This window comes from Paraburkholderia monticola, assembly GCF_001580545.1.
In the GTDB taxonomy this organism is placed as follows: domain Bacteria; phylum Pseudomonadota; class Gammaproteobacteria; order Burkholderiales; family Burkholderiaceae; genus Paraburkholderia; species Paraburkholderia monticola.
In genome coordinates this window covers 242,220-260,412 of the sequence record NZ_LRBG01000004.1, presented here as the reverse complement: position 1 = coordinate 260,412, position 18,193 = coordinate 242,220, and the positions used below count along the sequence as shown (strand labels likewise).

Sequence of the window (18,193 nt, the reverse complement as noted above, 5' to 3'; positions counted from 1 at the left end):
TCGTCGCCCCCTCTTCGGAGGGGGTTTTTTTGGGGGGTCGTCACAGCCGTGTGACGCGTGCCCGATTTGCCGCTGATCGAGTAGCGGGTCGTGACTGCACGTGCCCCGTGCCGGGTCTGGTGCGAACGCTGCGGTGGCGCGCGACCGTGAGAGCGACGAAGCGCAATGCCCCAAGCAAAGCGACTTTCCCCGATGGACAAAAAAAAGCCCGCTCAAGTGGAGCGGGCTGAATCCATATCAGGAGGAGACATGGAGGAGACAGGTACTAATATACACATCGGGTTGGTGCGACGCAATAACTTTTTAAGGGAAAACCCGATATTGTGTGAAATTGTCGCACTTCGGGGCAAAACGCCCGACCAGTGGGCGCCGTCCAGGCCCATCGGACCGCGATTTGCCGGGTTTTGACCCCACCATAAGTAAGGAAAAGTGCAGTCGAATGACAGAGCAAGAACCGACGCGTACTGTGTAGAGATCGGGCCTACATTGATGAGCATCGTCATTGCCTGCCCATCCGGGCCCCTGGACATCATGAACCCGATTACCCGTCATTCCCCCGCCGTGCGCATCCCGGTCGACGCGGATACCGCCCACTGGAATACCGACGACGAACGGTGGGAAGCCGTCACGCACCGCGATCGCGACGCCGACGGCGCGTTCTTCTACGCGGTCAGGACGACCGGCGTGTTTTGCCGGCCGTCGTGCGCGTCGCGCCAGCCGCGCCGCGAAAACGTCGCCTTCTTCACCGATGCCGACGCCGCGCGCGCCGCGGGCTTTCGCGATTGCAAGCGCTGCCAGCCCGGCGGCCTGCCGCGCGAGCTCGACATCGTCGCGCGGGCGTGCGCCGCACTCGATGCCGATCCGCAGCAGCGCCTCACCCTCGCGCAGCTCAGCGATGCCGTGCACGTGAGCCCGTTCCATCTGCAACGCCTGTTCAAGCGCGTCGTGGGCGTGTCGCCGCGTCAATACCAGGCCGCCCAGCGCGGCGCCGCGTTGCGCGACGCGTTGCAGGGCGGTGCCGACGTCACGCGCGCAACGCTCGATGCCGGGTTCGGCTCGCCCTCGCGAATGTACGACAGCGCGCCGACCGAGCTCGGCATGGCGCCGTCCGCGTATCGCCGCAAGGGTGCCGGGCTGACGGTGCGCTACGCGAGCGCGCCGACCTCGCTCGGCTTCGTGCTGGTCGCCGCGACCGACAAGGGCATCTGCAAGATCGGTTTCGGCGACGACCCCGCGCTGCTGATCGACGAGTTGCGCGGCGAGTTCGCGAATGCCGAGCTGCGTGAAGACGCCGGACGACTCGCGCCGTTCATCGCGCAGATCGACGCGTATCTGCACGGCACCCGTCAGGACTTCGACCTGCCGCTCGATATCGCGTCGACCGCCTTCAAACAGCGCGTGTGGGATGCGCTGCGACGCATCCCCTACGGTGAGACGCGCAGCTATTCGCAGATCGCCGAAGCGGTCGGCTCGCCGCGCGCGGTACGGGCGGTCGCGAGCGCTTGCGCGACCAATCCGGTCGCGCTCGCGATTCCGTGTCATCGCGTCGTGCAGAAGGGCGGGGCGCTTGCCGGCTATCGCTGGGGGCTGCCACGCAAGGCCGTGTTGCTCGACAATGAGGCGCAGCACGCAGGCGGCGTATCAGCCGACGACGCACCGCATCGCGATGCAAGCCGCACCGACGCCGACACCCACTCCCACTCCCACAACTCCCGACTGGATCACGCCGCTTGAGCACGCTTAACGACGTCGCAACTCTCGAATTACCGTTCAAGGCACCGTTCGACTGGCCGCGGCTGCTGCGCTTTTTCAGCGGCCGCGCGACGCCCGGCGTCGAGGCCGTCGAAGACGGTGCCTATCGCCGCGCGATCGACTGGAACGGCGACAGCGGCACGCTCAGCGTGCGGCTGCATCCACGCAAGCGCTGCATCGTCGCGAGCATCGAAGGGCCAGCAAGCCGTCACGCCGAGGCGCTCGCCGCGCCGGTCGCGAGGATGTTCGATCTGCGCGCCGATCCCAAGAAGATCGCCGCCGGTCTCGCCGCGGACCCGTGGCTCGAGCCGCTCGTCGCCGCGGTGCCCGGCTTGCGCGTGCCGGGCGCGTGGTCCGGCTTCGAGCTGGTGGTGCGCGCGATCGTCGGCCAGCAGGTCAGCGTGAAGGCCGCGACGACGATCATCGGACGGCTCGTGCAGCGCGCGGGCGAACGCATCGACGGCCATCCGCATGAAAACACCGCGTGGCGCTTTCCGACGCCGGCCGCGCTTGCCGAAGTCGATCTCGCGCAGATCGGCATGCCGGGCAAGCGCGTCGCCGCGTTGCAAGGCTTCGCGCGCGCGGTCGCGAGCGGCGACGTGCCGCTCGACAGCGATACGGTCGACACGGCGAGCCTGCGCGCAGCCTTGCTCGCGCTCGCGGGCATCGGTCCGTGGACCGTCGAATATGTCGCGATGCGCGCATGGCGCGATCCCGATGCATGGCCCGCGTCGGATCTCGTGTTGATGCAGTCGATCTGCGCGCGCGATCCATCGCTCGTGCGGCCCGCGCAGCAGCGCAGCCGCACCGATGCGTGGCGGCCGTATCGCGCGTATGCCGCGATGCATCTTTGGAACGAAGTCGCGGATCGGGCGGGCGCGGCGCGCGGTGGGTGAATGTCGTGGTGAGGTAGTGATGGTGCCGGCGTGCGCTCGAACGCCCGCCGAAGCGGCCGCAAGCAGCCGTTCTGGCGAGATGTTAAAGTGCCCGCTACTGAAAATTCCGCCGAACGTTGTCAGCCGCTGTACTGTCTGCGAATCATCAGGCGATACAACGCGAGCGGCAACGCGCGACTCGCATCAATGCCAAACACCACACCTTCCTGCTCGACCGACGCGTTCTCGCACCGCCTGTCCGTGCTCTGCTCGGGCCCGCAGCGCGATGCGCTGATACGCGGCCTGCGCGGCATCGAAAGGGAAAGCCTGCGCGTGACGCGCGACGGCCAGCTCGCGATGACGCCGCATCCTCGCGCGCTCGGCTCGGCGCTCACGCATCCCTCGCTGACCACCGACTACTCCGAGGCGCTGATTGAACTGATCACCCCGGCCGAGCACGACGTCGCCGAAACGCTCGAAAAGCTCGACGTGCTGCATCGCTTCGTCTATGCGGAGCTTGGCGACGAGATCCTGTGGAACAACTCGATGCCGGGCCTGTTGCCCGCCACCGACGAGGGCATTCCGATCGCGCACTACGGCACGTCGAACATCGGCAAGCTGAAATACGTGTACCGCATCGGCCTCGCGTTGCGCTATGGCCGCGCGATGCAGTGCATCGCGGGCATTCACTACAACTATTCGCTGAACGAAGAAGTGTGGCGGCTGCTGCACGCCGATCAGCAATCCACCGCGAACGCCGTCGACTTCCAGTCCGACCGCTACCTCGCGCTGATCCGCAATTTCCGCCGCACGAACTGGCTGCTGATGTATCTGTTCGGCGCATCGCCGGCGCTCGATCGACGTTTTCTCCGCGATCGCAAACACACGCTCGACACGTTCGACGCCGACACGCTGTATCGCCCGTACGCGACGAGCCTGCGCATGAGCGACCTCGGCTACTCGAACACTGCCGCGCAAGCCGCGCTGCGCGCCGACTACGACACGCTGCCCGGCTATCTCGACGCGCTCGCGAAAGCCGTGAGCCAGCCGTATCCGGCGTACGAGAAGATCGGCACGCAGCGCGACGGCGAGTGGGTGCAGATCAACACCAACGTGCTGCAGATCGAAAACGAGTTCTATTCGACGATTCGTCCGAAGCGCGTCACGTATCCTGGCGAGCGGCCGCTGCACGCGCTCGCCGCGCGCGGCGTGCAATACGTCGAGGTGCGTTGCATGGACATCGATCCGTTCGAGCCGACCGGCATTTCGCTGGAGACCTCGCGCTTTCTCGACGCGTACCTGCTCGTGTGCGCGCTCGACGACAGCGCGCCGCTGCCGCCGCTCGCCTACACGGAAGCGAATCAGAACTTCGGCCGCATCACGATGGAAGGCCGCAAGCCCGGACTCGAACTGGTGCGCGAGGGCAAGCCGATCGCGATGACCGACTGGGCCGACGAACTGCTCGTGAAAATCGACGCGGCGGCTGCCGCGCTCGATAGCCTGAAGGGCGGCGATGAACATGCGCGCGCGGTTGCCGCGCAACGCGCGAAGCTGGCCGACGTGTCGCTGACGCCATCGGCACGGGTGCTGCAAACGATGCGCGATGAGAAGCAAAGCTTCCTCGAATTCGGCCTCGCGCAAAGCGAAGCGCACGCCGCGTACTTCCGCGCGCGTCCGCTCGACGCCGCGCAGTCCAAGGCGTTTGCAGACCTCGCGGTGAAATCGCTTGACGAGCAGGCGAAGCTCGAACGCGAGGAGGTCGGTTCGTTCGATGCGTTCGTGGCTGCGTATCGGGCCTACACGCTCAATCGCTTTAGCGTCTGAGCGTTCGGACCACGTCATCTCGAGCGGTAGGAAAGCGGCCCACGGGGCCGCTTTTTCTTTGCCGCCGACAACTCTCAGCCAACGTCCAGGTAAGCTCTACGGATATCGCTCTTCGGGCGCGCACGGAATCGGCAAATTCTCCGCGCATCATCGCGATTCTCTGATCTGGATGAAACACCGCCTCCGCGTGCCGGTCCAAAATGTTATGAGACGCTCTGCCAGGGGGAGGTATCCACATGAACAACAAAGCTCTGATGGCCACGCTGTGTCTCGTGGCGACGGCGGCATGCTCGACCCAGGGTCAGGTCGATCCGGACGTCATGCAGATCGCGACTACCCCGTTGACGTGCTCGAACAAGGCCGAATGCGAACTCTGGTGGCAACGGGCGCAGACGTGGGTCGCGAGCCATTCGACGTACAAGATCGAAACCGCCAACGACTCGCTGATCCAGACCACCGGCCCGGACGGCGGCAAGCGCGCGCTCGCGTATCAGATCACGCGCACCGCGAATCCCGACGGCACCGCGACGATCGGCTTCTCCGCGCATTGCGACGGCTCGCTCGGCTGCAAGCCGAATCCATGGCAAGCGGGCGCGGATTTCAAGCAGTATGTGAGAGGCATCACGGGCACAGCCGCGGGCGCGCCGCAAGGCAGCGCGACACCATCGCAGCACGCGCCCGATACGACCCATCCCGAGACGATGCCCGGAAAGACGACCACGCTGCCCAATGGCGAGGCGATGTCGCAATAGCTTGAGCAGTGGCAGCAGCGACGATGCGAGCACGTTCGCCGTCGCTGCAGTTGCTTCAGTGTCCTAACGAGGGCCCGGCACCCTTGCGTGGCTTCGTGAGCCACACGAGCACCGCCAGCACGATAAACGCCGCACACGAGATGCGGAAGAAGTCATTGGTGGCCATCATGTAGGCCTGGCTCGTCACGACCTGATCCAGTTGCGCGGTCAAGCCGTCGCCTGACAGCCCCGCGCCCGCGAGGGTATTCACATAGGTGTTGGTATTCGCCGAATACGCGTTGACCGTATCGGCGAGCATCGCGTGGTGGTAGATCGTGTCGTTTTCCCAGAACGTCGTGCTGATTGCGGTGCCGATCGCGCCCGACAGCGTGCGGAAAAAATTCGACAAACCGGATGCGCTCGCAAGACGCTCGTCGGACACGCTGGACAGCGTGATGGTCGTCATCGGCACGAAGAAACACGCGACGGCGATGCCCTGCACGAGTCGTGGCAGGATCACGTGGTCGAACGGCACGTCGAGCGTGAACGTCGAGTTCCAGAACGACACGATCGCGAACACGATGAACGCGAAGCTCGCGACCATGCGCAGATTCAGCCGGTGCATGTTCTTGCCGATCATCGGCGACAGAAACAGCGCGAGCAATCCGACGGGTGCCGTGGCGAGACCCGCGATGCCTGCCGTGTAGCCCATCACCGTTTGCAGCCACAGCGGGAAGATCACCACCGAGCCGAAGAACGCCATGAAGCCGAACGAAATGATCACGACGCCAAGCGCGAAGTTGCGATCCTTGAACAGCGACAGGTCGACGATCGGCTCCTTCTCCGTCAACTCCCACACGAGCAGGAACGCGATCGACACGAGTGCGATCACCGCGAGCGCGACGATGAACGTCGAGTTGAACCAGTCGCGGTCCTTGCCGAGGTCGAGCATCATCTGCAGACACGACACGCCGGTGACGAGCAGCACGAGGCCCACTACGTCGATGCGCTGGCGCATCGTCTGCGTCTCGCGGCCGCGCAGCAGCATGTATGCGCAGAATGCCGAGAACAGGCCGATCGGCACGTTGATATAGAAGATCCATGGCCACGTGAAGTTATCCGTGATGTAGCCGCCCATCACGGGACCGAAGATCGGCGCACAGATCACGGTCATCGCCCATAAGCCAAGCGCGAGGCCACGCTTCGCGGGCGGATAGGAGCGCATCAGGATCGTCTGCGACAACGGCACCATTGGCCCCGACACGAGCCCTTGCACGAGCCGGAACGCGATCAGCGATTCGAAGTTATGCGCGAAGCCGCAGGCCGCCGACGCGATCGTGAACAGCAGCACCGACAGCGTGAACAGTCGCACCTCGCCGACGCGTCGCGCGAGCCAGCCGGTCAGCGGCACGGCGATCGCCGAGGCGACCGAATACGACGAAATCACCCAGGTGCCCTGGCTTGCGGCAACCCCGAGGCTCCCCGAAATGGTCGGCACCGCGACATTCGCGATCGAGGTGTCGAGCACCTCCATGAAGGTGCCGAGCGCAAGCCCGACGGTCAGCAGCGCAAGCGTGCCGCCTTGCAGCGGAGCGGGTTCGGCTGCGGGCAGCGAGGCGTTGGAAGCCGTGGCATCCATTGGTTGTTCTCCTTAGGAGGCAAAAGCTTGTCACGGCAGCTTTATGCGGCCTCTCAAACACGGCGCTTGCATGTCTGATCACCCTCTGCCTAGACAAATATATGACTGCAATGACGCCTTCCAGAATCGCGTCGTAATGGCCTTGCTAGTACTTCGTGACGATGCGCCGCCACCTTCGGGTGAGGCGCGCGCCTCCGCTCATGGGCATGGCTCGTCCGGCGGGGACGCCAGTCCGCAGCCCACGCCGGCTTCTCCCTCCGGGCCGTTCGCGATAAACCGCGCGAGCAGGTGAATCAGCGTCGCATGCTCCTCAGCGGTAAAGCCGCGCAATTGATCGTTCAGCACGGTCGCGCCGAGATTCGGCAATTGCCGCGCGGCGTCGTGGCCCTGCGGCGTCAACTCCAGCTTCACCATGCGCCGGTCGTCGCTGCTGCGCGTGCGCACCACGAAGCCCTTTTTTTCCAGACGATCGAGCAGACGCGTCATCGAGCCACTGTCGTACGACATCGCGCGCGACAGTTCGAATGGCGTGCTCGCGCGCCGCGACGACAGCATCAGAATCACGCCGATCTGCTGCGCGGTGAGCCCGAGCGGCTTGACCGCACGGTCCGTGCGCTCGACCAGCACGTTGCGCGCTTTCGTCAGGTAATAGCCGAGACTGCTCGTAAGCTCGACCTCGTCCGGTTTGTAAGGGCCATCTGTCATGGGGTATCCGCCGCATCGACAAGCAAACCGAAGTTTAGCTGCCTAAGCAGACAAGTCAAATCTCATTTTGCGGCGCACGATCAACCAACATAAAAACAACAGTCGAAACATTCGCCCGGCAGAGTATCTTGAAATTTACTTGCATAGTCAATATTATGACAAGCAATGAGTTTCGCGCGTCCCGCGCCATTCGAGACCATGTTCTGACCGAACGACCGCACGCCGCCCTCTCGCGACGCGCGCAACAGGATTTCCCCGATGCTGTACCTCAAGAACACACTTGGCGGCCTTAGCCGCTCACTCGCCGATTCGGCACTCCATAGCTTCCAGGGCCGGCATCGCTGGTGGAAGCTCGCACTGTTCGCGGGACTCATCGTGTTGCCGGGCGGATCGTTGGGCGTCGCGCTGCTCGCGTGGGTCGAGCATCGACGGGAAATGAAGCGGGAGAAACGCGGCAACGCCGCGCTCGTGGAGACGAGCGAGATCGTGCTGCCTAAGGAAAGCTTCGCGATCGAGCCTAGCAACGACATCGCCACGGCGGCCAACATCGGCAACACTTGCCTCACGCGTGGCGGTGCATCGTGCCGGGCCTCGGCGGGCAAGCCCACTCGCCAGCGTCAGCGCCAGCAGAACCCGTCCACGGAATCGCGGCTCTGACTGCGCGCCGGCTCACCCGGCACTTGCCACCCGCGCTTTCGGCACACGCAGTCCTTCCTCTCGCCACCTGAATCCCCGCCCACGACAGCCGCTCGCGCCTGTCGGTAACAACGCGTAACCATCGGGTCACCGCAAGTAACACACCTGCGCACCGCCTCGCATTAACCTTTCAGCTTTCAGTTTCCCGCGCTCGCGCGGACTCATACGCTAACATTCCGGCAGACCACGATCTCGCCCGGCCGGCGGCGCCGCACCCGGCCTCACCGCGGCGTCCAGAAGGAATTCATTGCATGCAGTCTGATCGAAACTCGCGCGCGCGAGCGTTTGCGCCGCGCGTCCTGACCCTTGCCATCGGCGCGGCCTGCGCGACGCTGGTCGCCGCCTGCGCGGTCGGCCCGAACTATCAGCGGCCGGTCACCGAGATCCCCGCCTCGTTCAAGGAAGCCGCGCCCGGCTGGAAGGTCGCCGAACCCGCCGATCAACACGATCGCGGCGAGTGGTGGGCAATCTACGAAGACCCGAAGCTCAACGAGCTCGAAGACAAACTGAACGCCGCGAATCAGACCGTCGCGCAATTCGCCGCGAACTACCGGCAGGCGCGCGCGCTCGTCGGCGAAGCGCGCGCCGCGTACTTCCCGACGATCGGCGCATCGGCGGGCGCGACGCGTTCGGGCAACGGCACGCAAACCGGCGGCAATGCGACGACGGCAACGAGCCGCGAAGGCATCTCCAACAGCTTCAACGTCCAGATGCAGGCGAGCTGGGAGCCGGACCTGTGGGGCTCGGTCACGCGCTCGGTCAACGCGCAGAAAGCGGGCCAGCAAGGCGCGGCCGCCGACCTGGCGAACGCGCGCCTGTCCGCCCAGGCCACCCTTGCGCAGACCTACTTCCTGCTGCGCGCCCTCGACTCCACGCAAAAGCTGCTCGACGATACCGTCGCGGCTTATCAGCGCTCGCTGCAGCTCACGCAGAATCAGTATGCGGCCGGTGTTGCCGCGCGCTCGGATGTGATCCAGGCGCAAACGCAGCTGCAATCGGCGCAGGCCGCCGCGATCGACAACGGCATCCAGCGCGCCCAGGACGAGCACGCGATCGCGGTGCTGATCGGCGTGCCCGCATCGGTGTTTTCGCTGCCGCCGATGCCGCTCACCGCGACCCCACCCGCCGTGCCCGCGCAGATGCCGTCCGCGCTGCTCGAGCGCCGGCCGGATATCGCCTCGGCGGAACGCAAGGCCGCGGCGGCCAACGAGCAGATCGGCGTGGCGATCGCCGCGTTCTTCCCGTCACTGACGCTGTCAGCGACGGGCGGCTTCGAGAACTCGGTGTTCTCGCAACTGTTGACCTTGCCGTCGCGCTTCTGGACGCTCGGCCCGCAACTGGCCGGGACGATCTTCGACGCCGGCCTGCGCAAAGCGCAAACCGAAGCCGCGCGCGCCACCTACGACGCCGATGTCGCGACCTATCGGCAAACGGTGCTCGCCGCGTTCCAGGACGTCGAGGACAACCTCGCGTCGCTGCGCATCCTCGAGCAGGAAATCGTCGTGCAACGGCAGGCGGTCGACTCGGCACGCCAGGCGCTCGCCATCGTCACGAACGAGTACAAGGCGGGCACGGTCGGCTTCGTCAACGTGCTGACCGCGCAAACCACGGCGTTCACTGCCGAGCAGAAGCTCGAGAACATCGCCGGGCAGCGAATGGTGTCGTCGGTGGGTCTGGTGAAAGCGCTCGGCGGCGGTTGGGACGTGGCGCAGATGGATCGCGAGACTGGCGATGTCGCGGCGCCCGCGCCGTTGCCGGCATCGGCTCCGGCGGCTGCGGCTGCGTCGTCCGGTGCGGCGTCCATCGCACAAAGCACGGTGCAGAGCGCGGACGCGGCGCAAGCGCGAGTGCAGAGCAAATAACGGCCGCCGCGCTCAGCATTGGAAGCGCGAAGCAGCACCACCAAACAGAAGAGGCATGCCCGCAATTCGCGGCCATGCCTCTTTTTTCATCACGTCACGTCACGCCGCGGCGCGAGTCAACGTGCCTCAGTGCACGAACGTCAGCGCCACCGTATCCGGCCCGCTCGGCCGACCGAGCAGGTTCAGCAGACCGGCGAGGTTATCGTGCTGCTCCGGCGCGGCGCTCGCCGTGCCGTGAAACGACGTCGACCCTGCCGATACCGTGCCGTTACCGTTCAGTGTCAACGGCCCCTTCACCGTGCTCAGATCGAGCGTCGAAGACGCGCCCTGCGCCTGAAAGCTGACCCGGTAAGAACCGAGCGGCTTCACGAGCGACACGCGCGAGCTGACGTCGTCGAGCATCATCGTCAGTTGACCGAACGCTTCGCCGTTGAAGCTGCGCCAGTCGGACCACGACAGCTGCACGTTGCCCTGCAGATCGAGCGTGTTGAACGGCGCGCCGAGCCCCGCGAGCAGCGACGCCGGCACCGCGAGCACGCCCGGCGTGACGGTGGCGCTGCGCGGCGTCGCATCGACCGTGATCGGGTCGGGCATCGCCTCGCTATGGCGCATGACCATCCTCACGCGTCCGGTAAACAGCGGCCAGAACGCGGTGCGCCATTCGATCCGCCCAGGCAGCAGCGTCGCCGCGCTCATATCGGAGCCGGCGGCCAGCATCAGCGTTGCCGAGCCCTGCCACAGCGAGCCTTCGGCGTCGACGAGATTGACGTGCCCGTGCGTTTGCCGCGCGAACTGAGGGGTAATCCAGGCGGCCGGCAGCAACGCGAGCGTCACGGCCGCGACCGACAAAATGGCGACGACCAGCCACGGCAGCGCCACACGCAGGCGCCCCATCCAGTAATTCATTCGAGATCCTGTAGCGAGCGGCCGGTAGTTATTTGGCGGTCGACGGTTGCAACGCCACCGTCAGGTCCACCTGGCCGTCGTCCTTCAACGCGGTGATGTGCGCCTCGGCAACCTGCACCTTGAACTGCTTGCGCACGTCGTCGACCCACGTGGTCCAGGCGGGAAACGCCACGTTTTTCATCTGCACCTGCACCGCGTTGCCGACGAACTGCACCTGCGTCGCGGCGAGGCCATGCTCGCCGAGCGACGCGGAGAGCGCGTCCTTCAGCGCCGCGCCGGTGGGCGCGACACCTTGCGCGGCCGCCGACAGCGAGCGCGCCTCGTTGGCCTGCGAGGTCATCTGCGCAAGCTGACGCTGCAGGCTCGGCAGCGATTCACGCAGATGTGCGCGGCCTTCCTGAGCAGGCGCCCACAGCACCGACCACGCAATCGCCACGGCGAGCGCGGCGCCGCCCCACGTCAGCAGCGCCTTTTCGCGATCGGTGCGCTGGTCCCAGAAGCCAGCCCATGTTTGTGCGAGTTCAGCTTTCATTGTGCGTTCCTGATGGTCCACTTGCCGGTACTGCTGTCGATCGCGCCGGTGAGGCCGTTGCGCGCGAGGCGCTTGGCGAAGTCGGCATCGACCTTGATCGCGGGTTTGAAGGTCACGTCGAGGCGGTGCTCGTGATAATCGAGCCCGGCGATGCCGTTGACCGGCAGCGGCGACAGCGAGCGCGCGAGGCCGTCGGCGAGCGAGAGGAAATCTTCCGGTGACAGCTCACCCGCCGCGACCCGCAGCTGTTGCACCTGACGCGCCATCTGATCGGGTGCGTCGAGCACGACGGTGGTCTTCGGGAACGTGTTGAGCAGCAGTTCCGTCATCTGCGTGTTGATCGCGTCGCGCTGGCGCGAGAGCATCAGCCACTGCACGTTCGCGCCGACGATCGCGACGACGAGCGCGGCGAGCCCGAGCCCGATCGGCAACCGCAAGCGCCGAAGCGTCGCGCGATCGAGGCGCCACGGCTGCGACGCGAATTCGAACTGGCACAGGTCGAAGCGACATTCGAGCGCGCGCCGCGCGAGTTGCTCGAACGGCAGCGGGCTCGCACCGTGGATATGCGCAGCGAGCCGCGCGGGACTCTTTGTGGCATGGCTCGGCTCGTTGCCGGGCACTTCGGTCAGCATGTACAGCGACACCGGCGCCGCACCCGCGAGCGCGGCGAGCGTCGTGTTGACCGCGTTGGCAGGTGCCGCGAAGCCTTCGCCCTGCAGGCCGCGCGCAATCGCCAGTTCGACGCGCGGCACGCCGCCGTCGAGCGAGCCTTCGACGAGCAGCGCCGGCGCGGTCTGCACGACCGCACCGAGCACGGCCGCCACCATCGGCACGAAGGACGGCACGTCGGGCGCGATCACCGGGGCGACGCCCGGCAGCGACGTCGCGACGCTCGCCGCGCCGGCCATCGCCGGCTCGCGCGCTTCCGCCGTTTCATCGACGTTCGCGGCCGCTTCGGCCACCGGCGGCTGCGGTAGGCAACGCGTGACCGGCACGGCGCGCAGACTGCGATGACCGGCCGCCGTGAACGCCTCGCAGATGAAACGGAACCAGCCGCGATCGACGATCGCGAGCAGCTGCCGCCCATCGCCGAGCCCTTGCGGATCGACCGCGATATGGCAGGTCTGCGGGTCCTGGATCAGTTGATCCTCGACGATATTGGGCAGCGCCTGGCGCAGCTTCGGGCCGCGTAGCGGCGGCAGCGTCGCGGGCATCAGCAGCAGGTCGCGCGCGGCGACCATCAACACGGTCGTGTTCGCGCGCGGCAGCAGCGCGAGCGCCGAGCGGCCGGCGCGCTGCGTGCGTCCCGCCTTGTCGAGCAGCACGAACGGCAGCTCGGGCAGTTGCCATTCCTGCGAGGGCACCGCCGGATCACGCGGCGGCAATAGAACGATCAGCGTGCTCAAAGGCCACTCTCTCTGTGGATTGCGTTATTCATAGTTGGTCTTGTACCCGCACGACGCGCGTGGTGTGAGTCAGCGGATCGCGGTAGACGAGCGTCGTGCGATCCACTTCGGCGCGCTCGTGCTGCACACTGCCGTGGACTAAAAAGTAGCTCGAGTTGACGTCGAACTGGTTCGGATCGATCGACACCGATTGCACCCCGGCGGCGGTCAGCGCGAGCTGCACGTCGCCGATGTTGCGAAAAAACACGGTCTGCCGGCGCGCGACCAAGGCCTGCGCCTGCGACACGGTCATGCCCGGCACCACCGCCGCGATCACTTCGGCCGACGCGGTGTTCATGTTGATCGCGGTGGTCGTGGGTAGCACGGTGACGAACGGGCGCAGCCGCGCGACGATCTCCGGCGTGTAGCCTGGAATGTCGAGCAGCGAATCGACGCCGGTCATCAGAAGCGGCGCGACCCCGGCGTTGTCGTCGCCGTCCTCGATGCCGGGCTGGTTCGTGAAGTTGCCGCCCGTCAGGCCACCACCGCCACCGACCTGCGTCGTACTCGTGACCGAGGTGCCGGTCTGAAACCGCGTCGCCGATTGCGACAGCCCGGCGCGCACGTGCAGCGCGGTCACTTTGGCGAGCTGTCCGCTCAGACCGAGCGACACCAGCAGGCGCTGATACGCCGCCATCTCCTCGGCGCTGATTTGCGTCACGCCGGGCGCCGGCGTCGCGACCAGGTTGCGCAGATTGAATCTGGATTGCGCGTCCTCGATCGAGCCCGACAGATAGGTTGCCGCGCCTTGCTCCGCGCGCACCTCGCCGATCTGGCCGAGAAAATCCGACAGCCGCGTTTTGGCGATCGGCACGCCCCACAAGCCGCCCAGATACGTGATGCCCGCTGACGTATCGCCTTCGGAGCGCAGGATCAGCCGCGTCCAGTCGAGCGCGCCGCGTGCGACCCATTGCGCCTGCGACAGCAGCCGCTGATTCTCGATGCGCCGGATCTGCACCTGCTGGCGCCACAACATGCCGGATACGAGGATCGCCGATAGCGCGACGACGAGCAGCGCGCTGATGATGGCCGCGCCACGCTCGCGCTGGCGCTGGCGCCCGCGCGCCTTCGAGGCGGACTTTTTAGGCATCGACGGAGAGAACGTCATGTCATTCTCCGATCAGAAAAACACGCGTGACCGGCCGCGCAAGCGACGTCGCGCCGATGCTGACTTCGAGCCCCGTCACCGAGCGCGGCATCGGCGCGTTGCCGAGCTGGGGCACCTTCAGGTTGTTGACGGCCTCGGTCATCGCGGTCTGTACGTCGTTCATCTGGGTGGTCCAGCCGAGCTTCGGCACGTACATGCGCGCCGAAATCGAGCCGACGCCGCCCATCAGCGGCACCGCGCTCCAGTCTTCGTCGCTGCCGTGCAAGGCGCGCCGCAACTCGCCGACGTTGCCGAGCGGCGGCGACGCGTAGCGCACCACGCGGCCGTTCGAGATCTGATAGCGCACCACCTGCAGGCGCGGCGCGTGGCCGGGCAGCACCATGTGCCGCACGATCTGCAGCGTGTTGCCGGTGACCGAGACCGCGGCCTGGCTCGATTCGTCGTCGCTGGCGGCCTGACGCGCGTCGATGCGCATCTGGTCGAACAGCTGCGCGAACACGCGCTCGTCTTCCATGGCGTTCGTGATCGTCGTGCGGGCGCGAATGATCTGATCGAGCCCGCGCCACGACAGCACGGCGATCACCGCGAGAATAGCGATCGCGACCAGCAGTTCGATCAGCGTGAAGCCGCGCGCGCCGTCACGGCGGCGGCGTTCACAGCGAGCGGTTGTTTTCATTCGCGACCACCGTGACCATCTGGGCGAGATTGCCGGTTTCCCCAGGCATCGTCACCATCATTTCGACACGGCGAAACACCGGATTCGGCGTCGCCGTCACATGCTGGGTACAGCGCAGCTGCAGATTGCCTTGCGAGCAATCGAAGCTCGTCGAGCCGATGTTCGGCCATGCATGCGTCAGATGCAGTTGCGCGAGCGCGTTGTCGGCGCTCCAGCCGGCGAGCAGGCGCCGGTGCAGATCGGCTTCGCCGTTCGCGAGACTGCCGACCGCGCGCAGCGACGCGGCAAGCGCGACCGCGATGATGGCGAGCGCCACCAGCACCTCGATCATCGTGAAGCCGCGCGCCTTGTTGCGTGCGCGGTGGCGCATCGCCAGGAGGGAAGGGGCGCAGGCGGACCTGCCATAACGACGCATCCGCATCTCAGCGCACCTCATAGCGGCCATTGCCGGTACCGACGATCGTCGCCTGGCCGGCCGCCGAAAACAGCGTGACCTGCACCGGCGTGTCGATCGCCTCGGTACCGAACACGATGCGATCGGCTTGCGAATCCGAGCCCGGATAACTGATCGCGACACCGGTCACGCCGCCTTCCCACTGACGTGGTCCGAGCAGATCGTCGCGCAGCGGACGCCAGCCGTCCTGGGTGCGCTGATCGAAACGGAAGCCGCCCTCGAACGGCTGCCACGCGATCGGCCGTGCGCGCACCTGCGCTTCGTCGCCGGCGGATTCGAACAGCAGCGCGAGGCGCTGCGCTTCCTCGTTCAGATCGGTGCGCGGGTTGCGCGTCATCGTTACCGCGGTCAGCGACACGAGCAGGCCCGCGATCAGGAGCACGACCATCATTTCGAGCAGCGTGAAGCCGGCCGCGCGGCCGCGAGCCAGGCGGGAGCGCGGCCGCGAAGCCGTACACGGAATGCCCATACGGGACTTGCAAGCGGACGTGCGCATAGTGCCGGCCATCGACGATCAACGGAAAATCAAACTGCAATGCATCGGTGAAGCACGCGCGCTTCAGCGCACCGCGAAAACCGCGGCGCGGCGGGCAGGGCACTGGGCGAAACCAGCGGCCGAACCAGTGGCGAAGAGGGCGCGTGAATGAACATCATGAGCCTGGCGGGAACCTGGGGTTCGATGCGCTTATTGCCAGGACCCGACGTCGGCATCGTTGCCTTCGCCGCCCGGTTTGCCATCGGCGCCGTAGCTGAATACGTCGATCTCACCGTGCACGCCCGGATTCAGATACTGGTACGCATTGCCCCACGGATCGTTCGGCAAACGCTCGAGATACCCGCCGTCCTTCCAGTTGTTCGGCACCGGATCGGTGGTGGGCTTTTCGATCAGCGAGCGCAGACCCTGTTCCTGGGTCGGATAGCGGCCGTTGTCGAGGCGATAGAGCTTCAACGCCTGCATCACGGTGCCGATGTCCTGCTTCGCGGCGACGCGTCGCGCTTCGTCCGGACGGCTCATGATCTTCGGCACGATCAGCGCGGCGAGAATGCCGAGAATCGCGATCACGACCATGATTTCGATCAGCGTGAAACCGCGTTGACGACGGCTGCGCGAACCCGCGTTGTCAGCGCGGCGAATGGTCGACAGTTGCATAGCTTGCTACCTCTTTTCAGGTGAAATTTCGACTCCGGCTGTCAGATTGAACACGCCGGGCCGGTCATTTTAATGTCATGCAGTTGAAGGGTTTCAACCCACCGCAATTTTCACAATAGTCCGTACAATGTGCGCATGAACGCCATCCAAATCCGCCTCCTGTCGCTCGCGCTGTTCGCCGCTTTCTGCGCGACGCTGACCTACTGGGTCATCACGCTCACCACGATGTCCGGCGCGCCGTTGCCGGCTGCCGCCGCGCATGCGCAGGTCTCGACCGACCAGGCAGCGACGCTGTTCGGCGGACAGCTCACGCGCAACGTCAATCAGGACATCCATCTCTTCGGCATCCTCGCGTTGACCGAAGGCGCCGCGGCGATCGTCAGCGTCGGTGGCGAGCCGCCGCACGCGGTATCGCTCGGCAGCACGCTGATGCAAGGTACCAGGCTCTCCGAAGTTCGCGCCCGCTCGATCATCATCGACCGCAACGGCGCCCACTCCGAAATCTTCCTGCCCGCCAACACCGGCGGTCCCACCATCTACGTGCGCTGAACCCCGAAGCGATTGCGCGGTTGATGCGGCACGCCGCGCAATCCTTTCTCTTGCTTCCTCGCGCTGCAATTACTGCACGAGGTTGTTCAGCTCGATGATCGGCAGCATCACCGCGAGCACGATCACCAGCACCACGCCCCCCATCGCCAGAATCAGCAACGGCTCGAGCAGGCTCGTCAGGAACATCGTGCGACGCTCCAGCTCGCGCGCTTCGCCGTCGGCCGCGCGATCGAGCATCGTCGTCACGTCGCCGGTCGCTTCGCCCGAGCGGATCAGGTGCACCAGCACCGGCGGAAACGTCTTCGTATTGCCGAGCGCGCGCGACAGTGACGTGCCCTCGCGCACCCGCACGATCGCGTCGTCGATGTTCTCGCGCATCGCGTTGTTGCTGAGCGTTTCGGCCGCGGCCTGCAGCGCGCGCAGAATCGGTACGCCCGCCGCGGTCAGAATGCCGAGCGTGCTCGCGAAGCGCACGGTGTTATAGCCGCGCACCAGCTTGCCGACCAGTGGCGCGGTGAGCAGCCAACGGTCAAAGGCGAGGCGCGGGCCCGGTTGCCTGAGCGTCGCGCGCACCAGATAGACGACCACCATCACGCCGATCAGCATCGCCCACCACCAGTGCCGCACGAAGCCGGACAGCGCCATCATCATGATGGTCAGAAACGGCAGTTGCTGCTTCGTGCTCGCGAACACGTTGACGACCTGCGGCACCACGTAGCTCAACAGGAACGTGACGATGCCGAACGCGATCAGCGTGACGATCGCCGGGTACGTGAACGCCAGCACGATCTTCTGCTTCAGCGCATTGCGCTGCTCGATGTAGTCGGCGAGCCGCGACAGCACCAGGCCGAGCTTGCCCGTGTGCTCGCCGGCCGCGACGAGCGCCCGGTAGATCTCGGGAAAGTCCTTCGGATGCTGCTGCAGCGCATTGGCGAGCGAATGACCGCCGAGCACTTCGGCGCGAATCGCCGCCATCAGCTCGCGGATGTAGTCGCGCTCCGACTGCTCCGTGAGCACCGCGAGCGCTTCGTCGAGCGGCAGACCCGCGATCAGCAGACTCGCGAGCTGCCGCGTCAGGATGGCCTGCTCGCGCTGCGACAGACGACGTCCGATTGCGAGCCGCTGATTGCGCTCACCACGCGTGCGTGAGGCTGCCGGTTCGACGACGAGTGGCGTCAATCCCTGCGAGCGCAGGTTCGTGCGCGCGCCGCGGGCGCTGTCGGCGTCGAGCACGCCTTTTTGTGCCTTGCCCGCCGCGTCGATCGCTTCAAAACGAAATGCCGGCATGC

18 protein-coding genes are annotated in these 18,193 nt (G+C 66.0%); 7 read left to right on the top strand and 11 right to left on the bottom strand.

Annotated features, from left to right (window positions below; genetic code table 11):
- Positions 1-531 precede the first annotated feature (531 nt).
- The 4 genes from ada to CI15_RS06065 all read left to right on the top strand — a co-directional run bounded on the left by ada (position 532) and on the right by CI15_RS06065 (position 5,203).
- On the top strand, positions 532-1,734 hold the full coding sequence (ada, locus tag CI15_RS06080; RefSeq protein WP_062125258.1) for a bifunctional DNA-binding transcriptional regulator/O6-methylguanine-DNA methyltransferase Ada: 1,203 nt from the start codon (positions 532-534) through the stop codon (positions 1,732-1,734).
- Entirely contained in the window at positions 1,731-2,648 is a 918-nt protein-coding gene (locus CI15_RS06075) for a DNA-3-methyladenine glycosylase family protein (protein WP_062125255.1), read from the top strand. Before ada ends, CI15_RS06075 begins: the two co-directional genes overlap by 4 nt.
- 186 nt (positions 2,649-2,834) lie before the next feature.
- On the top strand, positions 2,835-4,451 hold the full coding sequence (gene gshA / locus CI15_RS06070; RefSeq protein WP_062125253.1) for a glutamate--cysteine ligase: 1,617 nt from the start codon (positions 2,835-2,837) through the stop codon (positions 4,449-4,451).
- 236 nt (positions 4,452-4,687) lie between these two features.
- Entirely contained in the window at positions 4,688-5,203 is a 516-nt protein-coding gene (locus CI15_RS06065) for a hypothetical protein (protein WP_062125251.1), read from the top strand.
- A 55-nt stretch (positions 5,204-5,258) separates the two neighbouring features.
- Here the strand turns inward: CI15_RS06065 and CI15_RS06060 are convergent, their stop codons facing one another.
- Positions 5,259-6,821: a DHA2 family efflux MFS transporter permease subunit gene (locus tag CI15_RS06060; protein ID WP_062125249.1), complete on the bottom strand. Its 1,563-nt coding sequence runs from the start codon at positions 6,819-6,821 to the stop codon at positions 5,259-5,261.
- 198 nt (positions 6,822-7,019) lie between these two features.
- Positions 7,020-7,526, bottom strand: a complete 507-nt coding sequence (locus CI15_RS06055) for a MarR family winged helix-turn-helix transcriptional regulator (RefSeq protein WP_062125247.1) — start codon at positions 7,524-7,526, stop codon at positions 7,020-7,022.
- A gap of 258 nt (positions 7,527-7,784) precedes the next feature.
- Here CI15_RS06055 and CI15_RS06050 point away from each other — a divergent pair, with 258 nt between their 5' ends.
- Both CI15_RS06050 and CI15_RS06045 read left to right on the top strand, forming a co-directional pair.
- Entirely contained in the window at positions 7,785-8,183 is a 399-nt protein-coding gene (locus CI15_RS06050) for a hypothetical protein (RefSeq protein WP_062125246.1), read from the top strand.
- Between the two features lie 290 nt (positions 8,184-8,473).
- The gene (locus CI15_RS06045; protein ID WP_062125244.1) at positions 8,474-10,084 is read left to right on the top strand and encodes an efflux transporter outer membrane subunit; all 1,611 of its coding nucleotides are present in this window, start codon (positions 8,474-8,476) and stop codon (positions 10,082-10,084) included.
- A 126-nt stretch (positions 10,085-10,210) separates the two neighbouring features.
- Here CI15_RS06045 and CI15_RS06040 read toward each other — a convergent pair whose 3' ends face one another.
- From CI15_RS06040 to gspG, 8 genes are all read right to left on the bottom strand, one after another.
- Positions 10,211-10,990 carry a type II secretion system protein N gene (locus CI15_RS06040; RefSeq protein ID WP_062125242.1) on the bottom strand — a complete coding sequence of 260 codons (780 nt, stop codon included), beginning with the start codon at positions 10,988-10,990 and terminating at the stop codon, positions 10,211-10,213.
- A 28-nt stretch (positions 10,991-11,018) separates the two neighbouring features.
- Positions 11,019-11,522: a type II secretion system protein M gene (locus CI15_RS06035; RefSeq protein ID WP_062125241.1), complete on the bottom strand. Its 504-nt coding sequence runs from the start codon at positions 11,520-11,522 to the stop codon at positions 11,019-11,021.
- Positions 11,519-12,928 carry a type II secretion system protein GspL gene (gspL, locus tag CI15_RS06030; RefSeq protein ID WP_062125240.1) on the bottom strand — a complete coding sequence of 470 codons (1,410 nt, stop codon included), beginning with the start codon at positions 12,926-12,928 and terminating at the stop codon, positions 11,519-11,521. The genes CI15_RS06035 and gspL overlap by 4 nt, the downstream gene beginning before the upstream one ends.
- A gap of 28 nt (positions 12,929-12,956) precedes the next feature.
- Entirely contained in the window at positions 12,957-14,075 is a 1,119-nt protein-coding gene (gene gspK, locus CI15_RS06025) for a type II secretion system minor pseudopilin GspK (protein WP_062125239.1), read from the bottom strand.
- A 1-nt stretch (position 14,076) separates the two neighbouring features.
- Positions 14,077-14,751 carry a PulJ/GspJ family protein gene (locus tag CI15_RS06020; protein ID WP_062125238.1) on the bottom strand — a complete coding sequence of 225 codons (675 nt, stop codon included), beginning with the start codon at positions 14,749-14,751 and terminating at the stop codon, positions 14,077-14,079.
- Positions 14,729-15,121 (bottom strand): type II secretion system minor pseudopilin GspI, encoded by a 393-nt coding sequence (gene gspI, locus CI15_RS06015; protein WP_174543203.1) that lies wholly within the window; start codon positions 15,119-15,121, stop codon positions 14,729-14,731. Before gspI ends, CI15_RS06020 begins: the two co-directional genes overlap by 23 nt.
- A 52-nt stretch (positions 15,122-15,173) precedes the next feature.
- A complete protein-coding gene (locus CI15_RS06010) occupies positions 15,174-15,674 on the bottom strand; it encodes a GspH/FimT family pseudopilin (RefSeq protein ID WP_241495798.1) in 501 nt (166 codons plus the stop codon).
- A 216-nt stretch (positions 15,675-15,890) separates the two neighbouring features.
- The gene (gspG, locus tag CI15_RS06005) at positions 15,891-16,355 is read right to left on the bottom strand and encodes a type II secretion system major pseudopilin GspG (RefSeq protein ID WP_062125235.1); all 465 of its coding nucleotides are present in this window, start codon (positions 16,353-16,355) and stop codon (positions 15,891-15,893) included.
- 135 nt (positions 16,356-16,490) lie between these two features.
- Here gspG and CI15_RS06000 point away from each other — a divergent pair, with 135 nt between their 5' ends.
- Positions 16,491-16,904, top strand: coding sequence for a general secretion pathway protein GspC (locus CI15_RS06000; RefSeq protein WP_062125233.1), 414 nt, complete (start codon positions 16,491-16,493; stop codon positions 16,902-16,904).
- A 69-nt stretch (positions 16,905-16,973) separates the two neighbouring features.
- Here CI15_RS06000 and gspF read toward each other — a convergent pair whose 3' ends face one another.
- Positions 16,974-18,191 (bottom strand): type II secretion system inner membrane protein GspF, encoded by a 1,218-nt coding sequence (gene gspF / locus CI15_RS05995; protein WP_062125231.1) that lies wholly within the window; start codon positions 18,189-18,191, stop codon positions 16,974-16,976.
- Positions 18,192-18,193: the final 2 nt, after the last annotated feature.